This is a genomic window from Longispora urticae, assembly GCF_053902585.1.
Map to the genome: position 1 here is coordinate 53,300 of NZ_JAQZSH010000028.1, position 17,640 is coordinate 70,939.

The 17,640-nt window shown below is 72.2% G+C and carries 15 protein-coding genes and 1 riboswitch; of the genes, 7 read left to right on the forward strand and 8 right to left on the reverse strand.

What is annotated here, in order from left to right; genetic code table 11:
• Positions 1-7: 7 nt before the first annotated feature.
• Complete coding sequence (locus PT931_RS18180; protein ID WP_456246920.1) at positions 8-517, reverse strand: peptide deformylase; 510 nt, start codon at positions 515-517, stop codon at positions 8-10.
• Between the two features lie 288 nt (positions 518-805).
• On the opposite strand from PT931_RS18180, the gene PT931_RS18185 reads away from it, so the two are divergent.
• Complete coding sequence (locus PT931_RS18185) at positions 806-2,599, forward strand: substrate-binding and VWA domain-containing protein (protein WP_363722561.1); 1,794 nt, start codon at positions 806-808, stop codon at positions 2,597-2,599.
• A gap of 42 nt (positions 2,600-2,641) precedes the next feature.
• On the opposite strand, the gene PT931_RS18190 is transcribed toward PT931_RS18185, so the two are convergent.
• Positions 2,642-3,811, reverse strand: a complete 1,170-nt coding sequence (locus PT931_RS18190; RefSeq protein WP_456246921.1) for a chorismate-binding protein — start codon at positions 3,809-3,811, stop codon at positions 2,642-2,644.
• A 102-nt stretch (positions 3,812-3,913) separates the two neighbouring features.
• Here PT931_RS18190 and PT931_RS18195 point away from each other — a divergent pair, with 102 nt between their 5' ends.
• On the forward strand, positions 3,914-4,114 hold the full coding sequence (locus PT931_RS18195) for a DUF5999 family protein (protein ID WP_363722564.1): 201 nt from the start codon (positions 3,914-3,916) through the stop codon (positions 4,112-4,114).
• A gap of 54 nt (positions 4,115-4,168) precedes the next feature.
• Here the strand turns inward: PT931_RS18195 and gcvP are convergent, their stop codons facing one another.
• Positions 4,169-7,033, reverse strand: coding sequence for an aminomethyl-transferring glycine dehydrogenase (gcvP, locus tag PT931_RS18200; RefSeq protein ID WP_456246922.1), 2,865 nt, complete (start codon positions 7,031-7,033; stop codon positions 4,169-4,171).
• Between the two features lie 79 nt (positions 7,034-7,112).
• Positions 7,113-7,210, reverse strand: a riboswitch (glycine riboswitch).
• Between the two features lie 85 nt (positions 7,211-7,295).
• Positions 7,296-8,009, reverse strand: coding sequence for a lytic transglycosylase domain-containing protein (locus PT931_RS18205; RefSeq protein ID WP_456246923.1), 714 nt, complete (start codon positions 8,007-8,009; stop codon positions 7,296-7,298).
• Positions 8,010-8,432: 423 nt separating this feature from the next.
• Here PT931_RS18205 and PT931_RS18210 point away from each other — a divergent pair, with 423 nt between their 5' ends.
• Positions 8,433-9,191, forward strand: coding sequence for a phosphotransferase family protein (locus tag PT931_RS18210; protein WP_456246924.1), 759 nt, complete (start codon positions 8,433-8,435; stop codon positions 9,189-9,191).
• Positions 9,192-9,410: 219 nt separating this feature from the next.
• Here the strand turns inward: PT931_RS18210 and PT931_RS18215 are convergent, their stop codons facing one another.
• A complete protein-coding gene (locus PT931_RS18215) occupies positions 9,411-10,397 on the reverse strand; it encodes an AraC family transcriptional regulator (RefSeq protein WP_456246925.1) in 987 nt (328 codons plus the stop codon).
• Positions 10,398-10,470: 73 nt separating this feature from the next.
• On the opposite strand from PT931_RS18215, the gene PT931_RS18220 reads away from it, so the two are divergent.
• Positions 10,471-10,998, forward strand: coding sequence for a DUF6230 family protein (locus PT931_RS18220; protein ID WP_456246926.1), 528 nt, complete (start codon positions 10,471-10,473; stop codon positions 10,996-10,998).
• Between the two features lie 197 nt (positions 10,999-11,195).
• On the opposite strand, the gene PT931_RS18225 is transcribed toward PT931_RS18220, so the two are convergent.
• Entirely contained in the window at positions 11,196-12,614 is a 1,419-nt protein-coding gene (locus PT931_RS18225; RefSeq protein WP_456246927.1) for an SDR family NAD(P)-dependent oxidoreductase, read from the reverse strand.
• 85 nt (positions 12,615-12,699) lie between these two features.
• Here PT931_RS18225 and PT931_RS18230 point away from each other — a divergent pair, with 85 nt between their 5' ends.
• Both PT931_RS18230 and PT931_RS18235 read left to right on the forward strand, forming a co-directional pair.
• Positions 12,700-13,491, forward strand: coding sequence for a spermidine synthase (locus PT931_RS18230; RefSeq protein ID WP_456246928.1), 792 nt, complete (start codon positions 12,700-12,702; stop codon positions 13,489-13,491).
• A 32-nt stretch (positions 13,492-13,523) separates the two neighbouring features.
• Entirely contained in the window at positions 13,524-14,057 is a 534-nt protein-coding gene (locus PT931_RS18235; RefSeq protein ID WP_456246929.1) for a hypothetical protein, read from the forward strand.
• Positions 14,058-14,248: 191 nt separating this feature from the next.
• Here PT931_RS18235 and PT931_RS18240 read toward each other — a convergent pair whose 3' ends face one another.
• A complete protein-coding gene (locus PT931_RS18240; RefSeq protein ID WP_456246930.1) occupies positions 14,249-15,028 on the reverse strand; it encodes a DUF1684 domain-containing protein in 780 nt (259 codons plus the stop codon).
• A 68-nt stretch (positions 15,029-15,096) separates the two neighbouring features.
• Between PT931_RS18240 and PT931_RS18245 the strand changes: the two genes are divergently transcribed.
• Positions 15,097-15,978, forward strand: coding sequence for a hypothetical protein (locus PT931_RS18245; protein WP_456246931.1), 882 nt, complete (start codon positions 15,097-15,099; stop codon positions 15,976-15,978).
• Between the two features lie 93 nt (positions 15,979-16,071).
• On the opposite strand, the gene PT931_RS18250 is transcribed toward PT931_RS18245, so the two are convergent.
• Positions 16,072-17,571 (reverse strand): diguanylate cyclase domain-containing protein, encoded by a 1,500-nt coding sequence (locus PT931_RS18250; RefSeq protein WP_456246932.1) that lies wholly within the window; start codon positions 17,569-17,571, stop codon positions 16,072-16,074.
• Between the last annotated feature and the right edge of the window lie 69 nt (positions 17,572-17,640).

Sequence of the window (17,640 nt, forward strand, 5' to 3'; positions counted from 1 at the left end):
CTCCCCCTCAGGCGCTGGCGGTCGTCCGCGGCCAGTTCGCGGCCCGGATGGCGCGCAGGGCCTGCCTGCGGGTGTCCCCGGTCAACGTGTCCACGTACAGCCTGCCCGACAGATGGTCCGTCTCGTGCTGCAACGCCCGGGCCAGGAACCCCGAACCCTCCACCACGAGGGGCTCGCCGTGCTGGTCGAAGCCCCGGCACACGGCCCGCTGGGCGCGCGGCGTCTCGTACCACAGGCCCGGCACCGACAGGCAGCCCTCGTCGCCGCCCTGCAGTTCGGCGGACAGTTCCAGGGTCGGGTTGACCATGTGGCCGCGCGCGCCGCCCGCGTCGTAGACGAACACCCTGGCCCCGACCCCGATCTGGGGGGCGGCGACGCCGGCGCGGCCGGGCGCGCCGAGGAGGGTGTCCATCAGGTCGGTGACGAGGGCGCGCAGGCCGGCGTCGAAGGTGGTGACCTCGTCGCAGGGGGTGCGCAGCACGGGGTCGCCGATGATCCGGATGGGTCGCATGGTCATGTCTGACACCGTAGCGTCCGGTCCCGGTACCCCTCTGTGGGGAGGTTAGTTAACAACTCGACTACACCGTTCGGTCAAACTTTATCTATCCATACAAGGCACGTCCTATTAAATTCGGACGAAAATCGTAGCCGAGTGTAATGAGCCCGATACGGCTTGAAGTGCCAGGTCACGCCTCGTGTTCCACCCCTCAACACCGGCCCGTAGACGCCCTACACTATGCCGGTCCCAGGCTTGATCTACGTGTACGGAGGAACCCCCATGGCACCGCATGGCCGTCATGCCAACGTGCGGTCCCACCGACGGGGCGGGCCCCGCCGCCGCCTCACCGTCGCGCCGTGGATCGTCATCGCCAGCGTCTCCACGCTGGTCCTGTCCGGCATGACCGGCGGGTACGTCTACCTCGCCAACAGCGGCTGCTCCGGCGACCCGGTCCGCGCCGAGATCCTCGCCGACCCGTCCGTGAAGTCGATCCTCGACAAACTCGCCCGGGAATGGCAGGAGACCGAACCCACCATCACCGACGCCAAGGGCGAGGAACGCTGCGTCGAGGTCGAGGTCCTGGCCAAGGACTCCGCCGACGTCGCCCTCGCCCTCGGCAACGAGTGGGACGCGCGCCTGACCGGCCCCGCCCCCGACGTGTGGATCCCCGCGTCCACCGCCTGGGTCCGTGAGGCCTCCGCCGACGCCGACGCCGAGCGCATCCTCCCCGAGCTGCAACCCAGCCTCGCCCGCACCCCCACCGTCATCGCCATGCCCGAACCCATGGTCAAGGCCCTGTCCGCCACCGTGTGGAAGGACCACAAGCCCACCTGGGAGACGCTCATCGCGGCCCTGGGCAGCGGCGCCAGCTGGGAGAGCTACGGCAAGCCCGAATGGGGCGCCCTGAAGGTCGGCATGACCGACCCGGCGAAGTCCACCGCCGGCCTGCACGCCCTCATGGCCGTCACCGACGCCAACGACGACGGCGAGGTCGACAGCAAGGAACGCCAGACCGTCTGGAACTTCAAGCAGGCCGTCTCCAAGTCCGACATGTACAAGGAGAGCACCGAGCAGCTGTTCGCCGGCCTCGCCAAGGCCGACGCCCAGAGCGCCGAGGCCGCCCTCAAGTACGTGTCCGGCTTCCCCGCGCTGGAACGCGACATCATCAACTACAACGCCACCAAGCCCAAGGTGCCCCTCGTCGCCGTGTACCCCGAGGGCGGCAGCGCCGACGCCGACATCCCCCTCCTGGTCCTCAACGCGTCCTGGACCACCAAGGACCGCCAGGCCGTCGCGAAGAACTTCCTCACCTACCTGCGCGGCGACCACGGGCGCGCCGCGTTCCAGGCCGAGGGCTACCGCGACCCCAACCGCATCGGCGGCGCGAACCTCGCCTCCGCCACCGGCATCCAGCCCCAGGTCCAGACCCTGCCGCGCGCCGTGCTCCTGCCCGACTCGGTCAAGGTCACCCGCAAGACCTGGCAGGCCCTGGCCCGGCCCGTGAACCTGCTCCTCGTCATGGACGTCACCGGCTCCATGAACGAGGTCGTCCCCGGCACCGGCGGGCGCACCAAGCTCGACCTGGCCAAGGAGGCCGCCACCAACGCGGTCGGCATGTTCGGCACCCAGGCCCACGTCGGCCTGTGGGCGTTCTCCACCCCGACGCCCGGCGGCCCCGACTACCGGCCCGTCGCCCCCATCAAGACCCTGGACCCCGAACACCGCGACAACCTCGTCGGCCAGATCAACGGCCTGGCCGCCGTCGGCAACACGGCCCTGTTCAACACCACCTGGGCCGCGCACCAGGAGGTCCAGGGCCACTACCTCGACGGGGCCGCCAACGTGGTCGTCGTCATCACCGACGGCTCCGAGGAGACCGTCGCCGGTGGCCTGAGCCTCGACGCGCTCGTCACCAAGCTCAAGGACTCCAACGGCAAGGAGGACGGGAAGAAGAAGGTCCAGGTCGTCACCATCGGCTACGGACCCAACCCCGACTTCGGCGCCCTGCAGAAGGTCGCGCTCGCCTCCGGCGGCCGGGCCCTGCAGTCCAAGACGGCCCGCGACATCGGCCCCGTCATGCTCGACGCGCTGTTCAGCTAGACCACGCGAAGAAGGGGGGAGCCGACCGGCTCCCCCCTTTCGCTATCCCCGTAGCGCTCCGAAGATCGGGCCCGCCTTCGCCGCCGCCTCCGCCACCTCCGCCGCCGGCTCACTGCCCCACGTGATCCCGCCGCCGGCCCACACGTGCACCCGCCCGGCGTCGGCGGCCACCGTCCGGATCGTCAACCCCAGATCCAGCCGGTACGGCGACACGAACCCCACCGCCCCCATCGACGGCCCCCGGCCCACCCGCTCCAGGCGCGCGACCTGCGCCAGGGCCGCCCGCTTCGGGGCGCCGGTCACCGAACCCCCGGGCGCCACGGCCCGCAGCAGCCCGGCCAGCCCCACCCCCCGGGCCAGTTCGGCGGCCACGACCGACTCGGCCTGCCACAGCCCCACCCAGCGGCGCAACGCGAACAGCTCCTCCACCCGCACCGAACCCGTCCGGGCCACCAGCGCCAGGTCGTTGCGGACCAGGTCCACGATCATGATGTGCTCGGCGCGTTCCTTCGCCGACGCCAGCAACTCCCGCCGGCCCTGCTCCGTCGCCGGCCGGGTGCCCTTGATCGGCCGGGACTCCACCCGGCCGCCGGCCACCGACACCAGGGTCTCCGGCGACGCGCACGCCACCGCCCACCCGTCACCGGACAGCACACCCCCGTACACGGCGCCCTCGATCGCGGCCACCCGCGCCAGGGCCGCCGACGGGTCCCCCACGTACGAGGCCGACCAGTGGCCCACCACGTTCACCTGGTACACGTCACCCCGCCCGATGGCCGCACGGACGCTGGCGACCGCCTCAGCGTGCTGACGGGTACTCCACGACGGGGCCCACGCCCCCAGCCGCCAACTCCCCGGCTCCCCGGGCGCGACCGGCGGGCAGTGTTCGTAGACCACCACGGCCAGATCCGGCACCGCGGGCGACGGGGACGGCGCGCCCGTCGGGGCCCCGATCGCCGCGGCCCCGCCCGCCCCGGACAGCAGCACCGCCGCCCCGCACAGCGAACCCGTCGGCCCGCCTGGACAAGAGCCTCCTGGAAGTAACGACAGGTCCGCGACCGGCATACGGTGGAGGGTGAGGAATTCCTCAGCCAGAGCGGCCGGATCACCGGGGTCCCCGACCCGCCACTCGAGCCGATCCCGAACCCTCACCGTCCCCTGACAATTACGCGGAGTGACTGGAGGAGCCGTCAGACTCAACCGAATGGTCATTTCTTCCGTCCACCCCGTTACTGTGTGCCACAAATGCCGTTGAACTTGATAGCGTGCGAACTGCGTCTGTGAGACACGTCACGCCAGACCGGAGAACCGACAATGTGCCCCCACCAGCCAGCCTGCCCCACCGCCGAGGCCGTAGACCGCGAAGCCGCCAGGATCACCCACCACCACCCCGAACAGGGATGGAGCCTCCTGTGCAACGGCGTGATCATATTCGAGGACACGGGCGAACTCCTGCCAGACGGCCAGACCATCGCACCGCACCGCGGACCGGCCCTGCACCTCACAGCGGCCTGACACCCGACAACTAAGGGGCGCCCCACCCGGGACGCCCCTTAACCGTCTACCCACCTACTCCTCGAACGCCTCCGGCGGCGGGCACGAACACACCAGGTTCCGGTCACCGAACGCCTGATCGATCCGACGCACCGGCGGCCAGTACTTCACCGCCGACACCCCACCCGGATACGCCGCCACCTGCCGCGAGTACGCGTGCGACCACTCGTCCACCGTCACCGACGCCGCCGTGTGCGGAGCGTTGTGCAGCGGGTTGTCCTCCGCCGGCCACACCCCCGCTTGCACCTGGTCGATCTCACCCTTGATCGCGATCATCGCCTCACAGAACCGGTCCAACTCACCCAGGTCCTCCGACTCCGTCGGCTCCACCATCAACGTGCCGGCCACCGGGAACGACATCGTCGGCGCGTGGAACCCGTAGTCCACCAGACGCTTCGCCACGTCATCCACCGTCACACCCGAGTCCCTCGTGATCCCACGCAGGTCCAGGATGCACTCGTGCGCCACCAGACCCTTGTTGCCCGAGTACAGCACCGGGTAGTGGTTCCGCAGCCGCGCCGCCACATAGTTCGCGGCGAGGACCGCCGACGCCGTCGCCCGGGTCAGACCGTCCGGACCCATCAGCCGCAGGTACGCCCACGAGATCGGCAGGATGCCCGCCGAACCGTGCGGCGCCGCCGACACCGGACCCACCGGCGACTCGTTGTGCAGAGGATGCCCCGGCAGGTACTTCGCCAGGTGCGCCCGCACACCCACCGGCCCCACACCCGGACCGCCACCACCGTGCGGAATGCAGAACGTCTTGTGCAGGTTCAGGTGCGACACGTCCGCCCCGAAGTGACCCGGCTTCGCCCACCCCAGCAACGCGTTCAGGTTCGCCCCGTCCACGTACACCTGACCACCCGCGTCGTGCACCTTCGCACACAACTGCGTGATCCCCGCCTCGTACACCCCGTGCGTCGACGGGTACGTCACCATGATCGCCGACAGGTTCTCCCGGTGCTTGTCGACCTTCGCGTCCAGGTCCACCAGGTCCACGTTGCCCTCGTCGTCACACGCCACCACGACCACGCGCATCCCCGCCATCACAGCCGACGCCGCGTTCGTGCCGTGCGCGCTCGACGGGATCAGACACACATCCCGGTGCGCCTGCCCGTTGTCGCGGTGATACGCCCGGATCGCCAACAGACCCGCCAACTCACCCTGCGAACCCGCGTTCGGCTGCACACTCACCGCGTCGTACCCGGTGACCTCCGCCAACCAACCCTCGAGATCGCTCACCAGCGACTCGTACCCGGCCGCCTGCTCCGACGGGGCGAACGGGTGGATGTCCGCGAACTCCGGCCACGTCACCGCCTCCATCTCCGTGGTGGCGTTCAACTTCATCGTGCACGAACCCAACGGGATCATGCCCCGATCCAGGGCGTAGTCCTTGTCCGACAACGCCCGCAGGTACCGCAGCATCGCCGTCTCCGACCGGTGCGCGTGGAACACCGGGTGCGTCAGGAACTCCGACGACCGCAACAGCCCCGCCGGCACCGCGTCCGGCGTCGACGCGTCCAGATCCGACACCGACACCGACGACAGGCCGAACGCCCGCCACACACTCAACAGGTCACCGTCAACGGTCGTCTCGTCACACGAGACACCCACCAGGTCCGCGTCCACCAGCCGCAGGTTCACCCCCGCCTCAGCAGCGGACGCCACCACCTCCGCCGCCCGACCCGGCACCCGCGCCGTCACCGTGTCGAAGAACGCCCCGTGCACCACCTCGACACCACCCTCACGCAACCCCGCCGCCAGCACGGTCGCCATCCGGTGCGCGCGCTCCGCGATCTGCCGCAACCCGTCCGGACCGTGGTACACCGCGTACATCGACGCCATCACCGCCAGCAGCACCTGCGCCGTGCAGATGTTGCTCGTCGCCTTCTCCCGCCGGATGTGCTGCTCCCGGGTCTGCAACGCCAACCGGTACGCCGGATTGCCGTCCACATCCTTCGACACACCCACCAGACGGCCCGGCATGTTGCGCTCCAGACCCGCCCGCACCGACATGTAACCGGCGTGCGGACCACCGAAGCCCATCGGCACCCCGAACCGCTGCGCACACCCCACCGCGACATCCGCACCGATCTCACCCGGCGCGCGCAGCAGACACAACGCCAGCAGATCCGCCGCCACCGCCACCAGGGCACCGCGCGCGTGCGCGTCGACGATCAGCGCCTCGTGGTCGCGGACCACCCCGGACGCCCCCGGGTACTGCACCAGCACCCCGAAGAACTCACCCTCCGGCAGCCCCTGCGACAGGTCGGCCACCAGCACCTCGATACCCAGCGGCTCCGCCCGGGTCTCGATCACCGCGATGGTCTGAGGCAACGCGTCGGCGTCCACCACGAACCGGTCGCTCTTGACCTTGCTCACCCGCCGGGTCAACGTCATCGCCTCCGCGGCCGCGGTGGCCTCGTCCAGCAGCGACGCGCCCGCCGTCGGCAGACCCGTCAGGTCCGAGATGACCGTCTGGAAGTTCAGCAGCGCCTCCAGGCGCCCCTGCGAGATCTCCGGCTGGTACGGCGTGTACGCCGTGTACCACGCCGGGCTCTCCAGCACGTTGCGCAACACCACCGGCGGGGTGTGCGTCCCGTAGTACCCCAGACCGATCATCTGCGCCATCGGACGGTTACGCGCGGCGATCGCCCGCAGCTCCGCGATGACCTCCGGCTCCGTCGCCGCCGCCGGCAGACTCAGCCCCTGCTGGGTACGGATCGCGTCCGGGATCGCCGCGTCGAGCAGCTCCTCGGTCGAGCCGTAACCGACCAGGTCCAGCATCTTCTGCGAATCGGCGGCCGAAGGACCGATATGGCGGCGCGAGAACGGCACACCACGGGAAAGATCAGTGAGACTGGCGCGTGAACTGGACATACATGTGCTCCAGGAGAGTCGGCTCGGGCAAATGAGCTTCCTCCCCCTCTGCGCGCGGGCATGACCCAGTCCAGAGGTGCCTGCCCGAGTGGTCCTTTTGCCTGAGAGTTTCCGGGGAGGTATTGCCCCTTCGGCGCCCCCCACCCGAAGGCAAGGGGTCTCTCCCACTCGGGTGAGACGGCAGCGCAACCGTACCAGCCGGTGATCCGTTCCGCTGATGGCCCAGGTCACTGCGCGTGAACTGTCCCCTTGCTGCGGATTCTCAGAACGCCAGACACTCGCACCCGGTCATCAACGCCCGCACGTTGTCCACATACCGCTGATTCGGGATCCGGATCGTGTGTGTCGCCTCGTCCTGCACCCCCGCGTGCCCCACGTTGTACGCCGCGATCACCACACTCAGCAGCTCCGGGTTCGCCAGGTCATAGGTGTGGTCGAAGTACAGATCCCCGAAATACCTGATCAACCACGCCAGGTACTCCGCCCCCAGCACCGTGTTCCCCTTCAGGGTCCTCGGATCCTCCGGGGCGTCGTTGAACTTCAGGTTCATCCACTCCACCGTGCCCGGCATCAACTGCATCGTCCCCATCCCGCCGTCACACGCGATGATCGCCGACTGCCAACCCGACTCCTGCCACGCGATCGCCTTCATCAGGTTCACCGGAATCGTGAAGTGCACCGACTGCCAGTACTGCCGGTTCGCCGCCGCCGTCAACGCCGCCTTCACCGCGGGGCGCTCGGCGTTCGTACCGTCATAGCGCCGGCAGTCACTGCCCGGGGTGTGCGGCGGCGCGGCCGGCGGGGTCGGCACCGGAGCCGGCGGCGGCTGGTAACTGGGCTTGACCTGCGCGGGCTTCACCGGCGCCTTCGTCGGCTTCGCGGACGGCGACGGGGCGACCGTCGGCGCGGCGGACGTCGGAGCACTGCTCGGGCTCGCCGACGGCGACGGCACGGAGGCCGCCTCCTGCTTCGCCACCGGCTTCGGACGCGGCGGATCCCCCGCACACCCCGAAACGGCCAGAACCACAACCAACGCACCCAGCGCGAACCCACGCATCGACACGATTCGTCCTCCCCTAGACCGAGGACACCCTAACGGCAAGGTCCCCGACGGCGCTGCCCCGCACCCCCGACCAAGATCCAGAGCACCATCCGGGTACGGGGCGCGCGTCCTGCCGGGCGCACCTCCGGGCACCGCGGCCACCCGCGTCGCGTCTCCGGACGCAGAGACAAGGTCGGCGCCGCCAGGTCCACGGCCATCGAGGAGGTAGCCGAGGCCCGGAGTGCGCCCTGGTTTTTGGTGAACAGGGATGTTCCTTTTTGGGTTTGGGGTCGCGCGGGTTACCGCGCGTAGGGCATCCTAGGTCGCTAGGTTAATGGAAACACTAGGCTCTCCCGGATGGTGCAGACCCACGACCTGACCCTGTCCGGCGACCGGCTCGTCAAGCGGTACGTGTCCTGGGAACGCGGCGAGCACCGGCGCGAGTGGGCCGTCCTGAACCTCCTGCACGCGCACACCACCGACCTGGCGCCCCCACCGCTGGCCGCCGACCTCGACGCCGACCCGCCCCGGATCACGATGGGCCTGCTGCCCGGCGCTCCCCTCGACGGCGCGCTGACCCCCGCCCAGCTCGACGCGATGGAACGCGCGCTCCGCGAGCTGTGGTCCGTGCCCGTCGGTACTCTGCCGCCCCGGCGCTTCCACCCCGCCGAGGCGCTGGAGAACCTCCGGGGCCGGTACGCGGCGACCCCACGGCCCGCGGGACTCGCCGGTGAGGCCTACGACGCGACGGTGCGGCACCTGAGCCTGCCGGCCCTGCCCGACGCCCCCGACCCGGTACTCGGGCACAGCGACCCCAACCTCGCCAACTACCTGTGGGACGGGACCCGGATCCGGATCGTCGACTTCGAGGACGCCGGCCGCTCCGACATCGCCTACGAACTCGCCACCCTCGTCGAGCACCTGTCCGCCCGGGCCACCGACTGGAAGGAGTTCTGCGCACGGTTCGACGTCCGCGCCGAACGGTTCCGGGCGGCCCGGATACTCGCCGCCGCGCTCTGGCTGCACATGCTCCTGCCGGGCGGACCCGCCGCGCGCCGCAACCCACCGGGAACCCTCGACCGACAAGCCAGACGGGTACTGGACCTGTCCCGCTGACCCGAAGGGGTGCGACCCGCCGGACGACGGGCCACGCCCGGACACGTGCCCCGGGCGCCGCGCCCGCCGATCGCGCGGCTGGCGGGCCTCCCCCGCGACCCGATGCTGGCTGTGTTGTGCCCGATGGCGCCGCGCACGTCGCGTAGAGCGTCCTAGGTTGCTAGGTGTCGAAGGAGGAAGGCCGGGTGCCGCGCCGGCGCGTACCCGTCGGAGGGGTTTCTAGCGGCCGCGCGGGGTCGTGCCCGTCCAGCGCCGGAACGCGTGGATCAGGCTCGACGCCTCCGTGTAGCCCAGCCGCGCGGCCACCTGCTCCACGCTCAGCCCCGTCGTGGCCAGCAGCTCCACCGCCAGACCGTGCCGGACCTCGTCGAGCAGTTTGCGGTAGGACGTGCCCTCCGCCGCGAGCCGACGGTGCAGGGTGCGGGTCGTGATGTGCAGCTCGGCGGCCACCTCCGGCATCGCCGGCACCGTGCCCACCCCCGTCAGCAGCCGGTCGCGGACCGCCACCGCCAGGGTGCCCTCCGCGCGGCGGACGAGGAGCTCGCGGCACTCGCGCTCGCAGACCTCCCAGGTGTGCGGGTCGGCGTGCGGCAGGGGCCGGTCCAGGAGCGCCGCGTCGGCGATGATCACGTTCTCCGGCGCACCGAACCGGACGGGGCAGCCCGCGGCCAGCTCGTAGAGGTCACCGTGCGGCGGCCGGTCGACGGCCAGTTCCAGGCGCAGTGGCTGCAGGGGCTCGCCGACCAGGTGGTCGATGATGCCATAGATCGCGACCAGTTCGCGTTCGAGCAGGAAGGCGCGCACGTCGGCGGGCACGTCCGAGTCGTCGATGATCATCTCGACCTCGGTCGGGCCCTCGACGAGCCGGATCCGGGCGAAGGCGAACGTCAACCCCAGGTGCCGCAGCCCCACGACGGCGGCGTCCCGCAGGGTCGGACTGGTGAGCATGGCGAAGCCCCAGATGCCGAACTCGGGCAGCCGGTGGTTGGCGCCCACCCGCAGGCCCAGGCCCGCCGGATTGCCGAGCGCGGCGATCAGGTTCCGGGCGACCGCGAGCTCCTGGTCCCCGGTGGCCTCGGCGGGCAGATCGGTCGACAGGCCCGTGCCCGCGAGGCAGATCGTGGGCGGGATGCCGTCCTCGGCGGCCACGGCGAGCATGTGCCGGATGCCGGTGGTGGTGCGGCGCTGGGGCCAGGAGACGGTCACAGTGTCCGAAAATAGCAATCACCTGTCGTCGCAGGCCATAACCCGTGGCCGAACCGACACCTACCTTGAGGACATGTCCTACCACAGACGGCGATTCACGACCGCGATGGCGGCGGCCCTCGGCGGCCTGTTCGTCCTCGCGCCCCTCATCGACCTGGGAATCGTGCCGGTCGCGTTCGCCGCCACCGGCCAGGACTTCCGGATGAGCGTCGACGACCTCACCGGCGAGAACTTCCAGATGTACCCGACGAGCGACACCGAGGCCGTGGCCGTCATGGACAACGCCACCGCCGCGCGGGTCTGCCAGTCCCGGCGGGTCGGACCCGTCGTGTGGCGGGCGACCGCGGGCTCCCCCGGACACCGGGTCCGGATCCGCGACCTGGTGCTCGACGCCGAGCAGTTCGCCGGGGCCGACGTCACGCTCGTGGCGGCCCGGACGTCCGGGCTGCGGCCCGTAGAGCCGGGCCGGGGACTGTTCGGGATGAGCGCCGGGTCGGTGCGGGTCGACCACTACTCGCAGTCCGGGACCGCGACGAACGCCGGGTGGATGAGCCTGCCGGGTACCGAGATCCGGGTGGGGGTCGGCGTACCCGAGTGCTGAGACGGCTCCCGGGAGGAGGCCACGTCGCCGGGCGGCGCGGTGGGTTCCCGCCGGGAGGTGCCGCCATCTGAGGGGATGGCGGGGGTGTTCCGGAGGTCGCCGGGCCGGACGGGCGGCGACCTCCGGGGCACGTGGTGCTCACTTCGGGGCGAGGATGGCTCGGCCTGGGCGACGGCCCCAGCGCTCCCGGGTGCCCGCTACCAGGCGGCCGGCTCGAAGTCCTTCAGGAAGCAGCCGTACAGGTCCTCGCCGAGCTCGCCGCGCACGATCGGGTCGTACACCCGGGCCGCGCCGTCGACCAGGTCCAGCGGAGCCTTGAAGCCCTCCTCGTGCAGCCGCATCTTCGTCGGGTGCGGGCGCTCGTCGGTGATCCAGCCGGTGTCCACGGCCGTCATCAGGATCCCGTCGGTGAGCATCTCCTCGGCGCTGGTGCGGGTCAGCATGTTCAGCGCGGCCTTGGCCATGTTGGTGTGCGGGTGCCCGGGCCCCTTGTACGCGCGGCTGAACTGGCCCTCCATCGCCGAGACGTTGACGATGTACTTGCGCCGCGCGGCTGCCGCCGCCATCGCCGGCCGCAGCATGCTGACCAGGATGAACGGGGCCGTCTGGTTGCACAGCTGCACCTCGAGCAGCTCGACCGGGTCCACCTGGTCGACCTTCTGGGTCCAGCTGTTCTCCTCGTGCAGGTCCGGGCGCAGGCCACCCGCGTCGATCGCGGTCGCGTTGGCCATCCGGGCCGGGGACGTCGAGCCGGCGGTCAGGGCCAGCTCGGTCAGCATCGCCGGGGTGAACGAGTGGTGCTCGACGGCGCCGGTCAGTTCGGCCCGGCCGCGCGGCAGGTGTCCGAACGTCTGCACCTCGGGCAGCTCCCCCGCCGGCAGCGGCGCGGACTCGGCCTCCACCAGGGGCGCGTACGCGCCCGGGGAACGGCGGACCGTCTGCGCGGCGTTGTTGATCAGGATGTCGAGCGGGCCGGCGGCGGCCACCGACTCGGCGAGGGCCACGACCTGGCCCGGGTCGCGCAGGTCGATCCCGACGATCTTGAGGCGGTGCAGCCACTCGGCGGAGTCGGGCATCGCGGAGAACCGGCGGATCGCGTCGTTGGGGAACCGGGTGGTGATCGTGGTGTGCGCGCCGTCGCGGAGCAGCCGCAGCGCGATGTACATCCCGATCTTGGCCCGGCCGCCGGTGAGGAGCGCGCGCCGGCCGGTCAGGTCCGCGCTGGCGTCCCGACGGGACCGGTTGCGGGCCGCGCACGGCGGGCACAGCTGGTGGTAGAAGGCGTCGACCTCGGTGTAGCGGGTCTTGCACGTGTAGCAGGCCCGGGCCCGGATCAGGGTGCCGGCGGACGCGCCGATCGTCGGGGACTCCAGCAGGATGCCCTGGGTCTCGTCGTCGATCCGGTCGGGGGCGCCCGTCGCGGTCGCCTCGGTGACCGCGAGGTCGGCGGCCATCACGGCGGCGCGGCGGTCGGCGCGCCGGCGCTGCTTGACGGCCTTGAACAGCCCCGCCGTGGCACGGCGCAGCGCGACCGCGTCGGGGTGCTCCGCCTCGAGCAGTTCCGCCTCGGCGAGCACCCGCAGGGCGGCCGACAGCCGCTCCGGATCGATTCCCATGGTCTTGCCCCTCTTCCGTGTGCCCCGAGAACTCTACGGCCGTGCTGCCGGCGTCCCGGCGGGCGGGCGGCGCTAGCGTGAGCCCATGCACCCCTTGACGATGCCGGTGGATCTCGGTGAGGCCGAGTTCGTGCCGGACCCGCGCCGCCGGGCCGGCTGGACGCTGCTCGTCGACGGGGTCGCGCAGTCCTACGTCGATCTGGACGATCCGGGACATCTGGAGTTCGAGTACATGCGGCGGGTCGCGGCGGTGGTCGCGGTCGCGGGGCCGGCCGGCGCGCCCCTGCGGGTGCTGCACCTGGGCGGGGGCGGCCTGACCCTCCCACGGTACGTCGCCGCCACCCGGCCGGGGTCCACCCAGCGGGTCGTCGAGCGCGACGGGACCCTGCTGGCGGCGGTGCGCCGGATCCTGCCGCTGGCCGCGGAGGTGGAGTTCCGGGTGGCCGACGCGCGGGAGGTGGTGGAGAGCAGCGCCGACGGCTGGTACGACCTGGTGGTCGCCGACGTCTACCGGGGCGCGCAGATGCCGGCCAGCGTCGCCAGCGTGGAGTTCGCGCACCAGGTGGCCCGGGTGCTCCGCCCCGGCGGCCTGTACGCGGTCAACGTCACCGACCTGCCCCCGCTGTTGTTCTCCCGCCGGCAGGCGGCCACGTTGCGGGCCGCGTTCGCCGACGTGTGCGTGGTGGGCGAGCCGGGGATGCTGCGCGGGCGGCGGTTCGGCAACGTGGTGTTCGCGGCGGCCACGGCCCCGGGCGCGGTGCCGGTGGCCCGGTTGACGGCCCGGGTGGTCCGGGACAAACCGCCCGGACGGGTCGTGCACGGAGATCAATTGGACAGGTTCGTCTCGGGGGCCCAACCTTGGCACGAACAGAACTGAACCCGGACTTCGAACAGGTGTACGATTCCGCCATGCTCCCCCTCGCCACCCCGCCGGTCCTGCGCCGGCTCCTGCCCGCCGGCGGGTTCCGCCGGGGCTCCACCGTCTCGGTCACCGGCTCGCTGACCCTGCTGTTGGCGCTGCTGGCCGAGGCGGCCTCCGCCGGGGCCCGGGTGACCGCCGTCGGGATGCCCGTCGTCGTGGGCCTCGTGCCCGGCGAGGTGGCCACCCTGCCCGACCCGGGTCCGGCGTGGGCCCGGGTCGTCGCCGAGCTGCTGCACGTGCGCGGCTCGGTCGTGGTGCTGCCCGCCGGCGCGGTCGGGGCGCGCGACGCCGAGCAGCTGGCGGCGCTCGCCCGGCAGTGCGGCAGCGTGCTGGTGTGCCACGGGCCTGCCTGGGCCGTCGCCGATGTGCTGCTGGAGGAGACACCCGGGTCCTGGCCGCCGTTCCGGGGCGGGCGCGAGCTGGGGGTGCAGGTCCGCGGGCGCGGGCCGGCGGCGCGGCCGGTCCGGGCACTGCTCCGGCTGCCGATGCGCCCACCGGCCCTCTCCGTCGCGACGGCCTGACCCCACAACCCTCATCGCGGCACCGGGGGCCCAGGCAACCTGGCGGCGCGCCCACCGGATCGGCGGGCGCTCCCGACGGGTCCGGCCCGCGCGGTCGCCGAACGACCCCGCTGGCACAGCCCCGGGGCCACCGCTACCCGCGCGGCGCCGTTGTCGACGCGGAGGTCGACGGATACCCGGTCGTGGCCGGGTCAGCCCTCGGAGATGGCCTGTTGTTCGCCGGCCTCGATCCGGAACGGCAGGACGTTGCCCGGCGGGGGCAGCGGGCAGACGAACGCGTCGGAGAACGCGCACGGCGGCAGCTGCGCGCGGTTGAAGTCCAGCACCACCGGGCCCCCTGCCGGCGGGGCCGTGACGAACAGGAACCGGGCCGCGCCGTAGGACTCCCGGCCGCTGGTGCCGTCGCGGAACGTCAGCTGCGCGCCGTTCTCGGCCCCGGAGTGCAGGGCCACCACCTCGGCGCGCTGCCCGTCGACCTCGAAGACGAAGGTGCCGAAGACCGGGTAGTCCTCCTCGCGGGCGGTGTTGCTGTGCGCGATGTGCACGCTCTCGTCGTCACCGGCGGGCACGAACTCGGCCGCCACCCGCCACCGCGGGTCCGGGGCGAACGCGTCGATCCGGGTGAAGCGGGCCACGGCGTCGGCGTGCGGGTCGTACACCCGGACGGCCAGGTCGTCGCCGCGCTGGATGGTCAGCAGGTCCACGTCGCCGTGGTGCAGCCACTCGTGCACGCCGAACAGGCCGTCGGACACCGGCTGGCCGTCGTCGCCGGTCAGGCCCGCGCCGTCGGTGAGCCGGACCTTGCCGTCCTCGGCGCGCCAGGTGCCGGGGACGCCGTCGATGACCGTGTCGCCGTACAGCAGCCAGTGGGTGCCGGTCAGGGTCAGCGGCCCGTGCTGGGCGGCGACGCTGGTCTGCCGGCGGGCGTGCCACAGTTCCCACTCGGGGACGAACTCAGCGGGGGTGATCATGCCGCCACGGTAGTGCGTCCACCGTGGCCGCGACAGTGGTGTTGCTCACCGGCGGCTACAGTGCCCGGGTGTCTGAACCGGAGCCGTACGACCTCGATCTGCGCGTCGACCTGCCCGACGGGGTGACGGCCCGGGAGTGGGGCAACGACCTGCTGATGCGCGCCGAGGGCGGCGGGGCGTTCGTCCGGGTGCTGCTGCCGGTGGGGTTGCGCGGCGGGTCGTCGATCACGTTCGGCACGTGGCTGCGGGTGTCCGAGGAGGATCTGCACCGGGCGTTCCTGGCGTGGAGCACGCCGGCCTACCGGGATCTGACGCTCCAGGGCACGCTGGCCAACACGATCCTGCCGTGGGGGCCGGAGGTGCTCGGCGCGCCCGCGACGGCGTCCGTGCTGGACCCGGCGCACCTGCCGACGGTCGTGGCGAGCGAGCATCCGGAGGTCGCGCGGATGCTCGCCGAGGACTGGGACCCCGACGACGTGCTGGGCCGGATGGGGTGCGCGCTGCCCGTGCCGGTGCGCCAGCCGGTGACCGACCGGTGGGAGTTCACCCGCACGGCGGGGCTGAGTCCGGTGCACACGGCCGAGGGGCTGCGGTTCGTCGGCCCGGGGCGGGTGGTCATCGTCGACGTGTTGACGACGCCGGAGGACTGGACCCCGGAGTACACCCTGGAGGTGGTGCTGCGGGGTGCGCCGACCGACCCGGAGGGCAGGCTGCTGGAGGGTGAGGCGCTGGAGGCCGGGAAGAGCGGGGACCCCGAGGGGGGTACCGGCGCGCCGGCGGAGGGTCTGCGGCACGCGCTGTGGCAGCAGGTCGACCAGGGCCGCGAGTTCTACGGTCACGTGATCCGCCCCGGCACGACCGCGCACGTCATCTGCCTCTACGAGGACCCCGACGACCTGGCCTGGGCGCTGGAGGTCTGGCGCTCGGTCCGCCCGCCGACGACGACCTGACCCGACGCACGACGGGCCCGGGTGCGTTCTGGCCGTGCAGCCACCCGTGTCGGTGACTCGCGTGCGGAGTCGCCGGCGCCGCTCCCGGGACCGTCAGCCGGCCTTCGCCTGGAGCATCACCAGGTCCGCCGCCCGGAACGCCGCCGCCAGGCTCGTGCGGCTGCTGATCTCGGCGAGCCCCATGGTCAACGTGACCGGCGTGCCCGGGACCAGGGTGTTCCAGTCGTAGCTGGCGACGGCGGCCGTCAACCGGCTGCCGACCTCCTGGGCCTCGGCGAGCGCGGTCCCGGGCAGCACCACGACGAACTCGTCGCCGCCGAACCGGGCCAGGAAGTCCCCGCCGCGCAGCGCCCGGGTCAGGATCGCGGCCACGTGCTGGAGGACCTGGTCGCCGGACAGGTGCCCGTGCACCGTGTTGACGGACTTGAAGCCGTCGAGGTCCGCGACGCCGACCGTGCCGTACGTGCCGTGGCCGGCGAGTTCGGCGACGTAGCGCTCCAGGTGGCGGCGGTTCGGCAGGCCGGTCAGGGAGTCGGTGTGCGCCTCGTCGGCGTACCGGGTGACGGAGCGGCGCAGCTCGTCGTGGTCGAGGCGCGCGGTGACCCCGTCGACGAACAGGTCGTACAGCCGGGTGGTGGTGCGGGCGAGCATCCCGGCGACCACCCGGTCGTCGGCGTGCGCGGCCATGTGGTCGCCGAGCGCGGTGTGTGCCAGGGCGCGCAGCCGGGGCACCTCGGCCGCGCCGAGCCGGGACGCCGCCGCCGAGGCCCCGTCGAGCAGGGCGAGGGCCACGGTGGGGCGGTTCTCGGCGATGGCCAGGCACGCCTCGCCGAGCCGGCGGAGTTCGCCGTTCTCCTGGTAGGGCTCCAGGTCGGTGCGCAGCAGGGGGCGGGCGTCGATGCCGCCCCGGCCGCCGAGGGCCGCGTACCGGGACAGGGCGTAGCCGAGGTAGGGCAGTTCGAAGCCGGTGACGTCGTCGGGGCCGAGGGTGCGGGTGAGCTCGCCGAGGGCGCGCAGGCAGGCCTCGGTGTCGCCCTGGTGGTCGAGGGCGAGGGCGTGCCGGACCCGGATCTCGGGGTGGGTGACGAACACGGGGTCCATGGCGGCGGCCCGGGAGATCTCCATGGCGCGCTGCTGGGCGGCGACGGCGTGCCGGTGGAAGCCGACCCAGGAGTAGGTGACGGCCAGGTCCAGCCAGGCGCGCGCCGCCCCGGGGTCGGCCGGTCCGGCCTCCTCCAGGGCCCGGGCGCCCCGGACGAGGTGGGTGACGCAGCGTTCGAGGGAGCCCTGGTGGTGGGCGACGCAGGCGGCCAGGGCGTGGAACTCGCCGAGCATCGACGGTTCGTCGTGGCCGCGCAGGGCGGCGTCGGCCTGGTCGATGACCCGCGGGCACTCGGACATCCGGCTGAGGTTGAGCAGCGCGGCGAGCTTGGTCAGCAGTACCCGGATGATCTCGGTCTGGTCGTCGAGGAGCGGCAGGATCTCGTCGGCGCGCAGCACGGCGTCGCTGCTGCGCCCGGACCGGATCAGCCGGGACAGCCCGGCCGCGTCGCGGACGACAGCCGTGTCGGGGCTGTCGTGCTGGATGGTCACTTCCACCCCCGGTTCAGAAACGGTTGTGAACTCCCATCATGCTCCCCGTCCCGGGTACCCGGATCATGG

Excerpts from the sequence above, each read along its gene's own strand:
- PT931_RS18180 (WP_456246920.1), bottom strand. The coding sequence starts at position 517 with ATGACCATGCGACCCATCCGGATCATCGGCGACCCCGTGCTGCGCACC.
- PT931_RS18190 (WP_456246921.1), bottom strand. The coding sequence starts at position 3,811 with ATGACCATTCGGTTGAGTCTGACGGCTCCTCCAGTCACTCCGCGTAAT.
- PT931_RS18195 (WP_363722564.1), top strand. The coding sequence starts at position 3,914 with ATGTGCCCCCACCAGCCAGCCTGCCCCACCGCCGAGGCCGTAGACCGC.
- gcvP (WP_456246922.1), bottom strand. The coding sequence starts at position 7,033 with ATGTCCAGTTCACGCGCCAGTCTCACTGATCTTTCCCGTGGTGTGCCG.
- PT931_RS18210 (WP_456246924.1), top strand. The coding sequence starts at position 8,433 with ATGGTGCAGACCCACGACCTGACCCTGTCCGGCGACCGGCTCGTCAAG.
- PT931_RS18220 (WP_456246926.1), top strand. The coding sequence starts at position 10,471 with ATGTCCTACCACAGACGGCGATTCACGACCGCGATGGCGGCGGCCCTC.
- PT931_RS18225 (WP_456246927.1), bottom strand. The coding sequence starts at position 12,614 with ATGGGAATCGATCCGGAGCGGCTGTCGGCCGCCCTGCGGGTGCTCGCC.
- PT931_RS18230 (WP_456246928.1), top strand. The coding sequence starts at position 12,700 with ATGCACCCCTTGACGATGCCGGTGGATCTCGGTGAGGCCGAGTTCGTG.
- PT931_RS18235 (WP_456246929.1), top strand. The coding sequence starts at position 13,524 with ATGCTCCCCCTCGCCACCCCGCCGGTCCTGCGCCGGCTCCTGCCCGCC.
- PT931_RS18240 (WP_456246930.1), bottom strand. The coding sequence starts at position 15,028 with ATGATCACCCCCGCTGAGTTCGTCCCCGAGTGGGAACTGTGGCACGCC.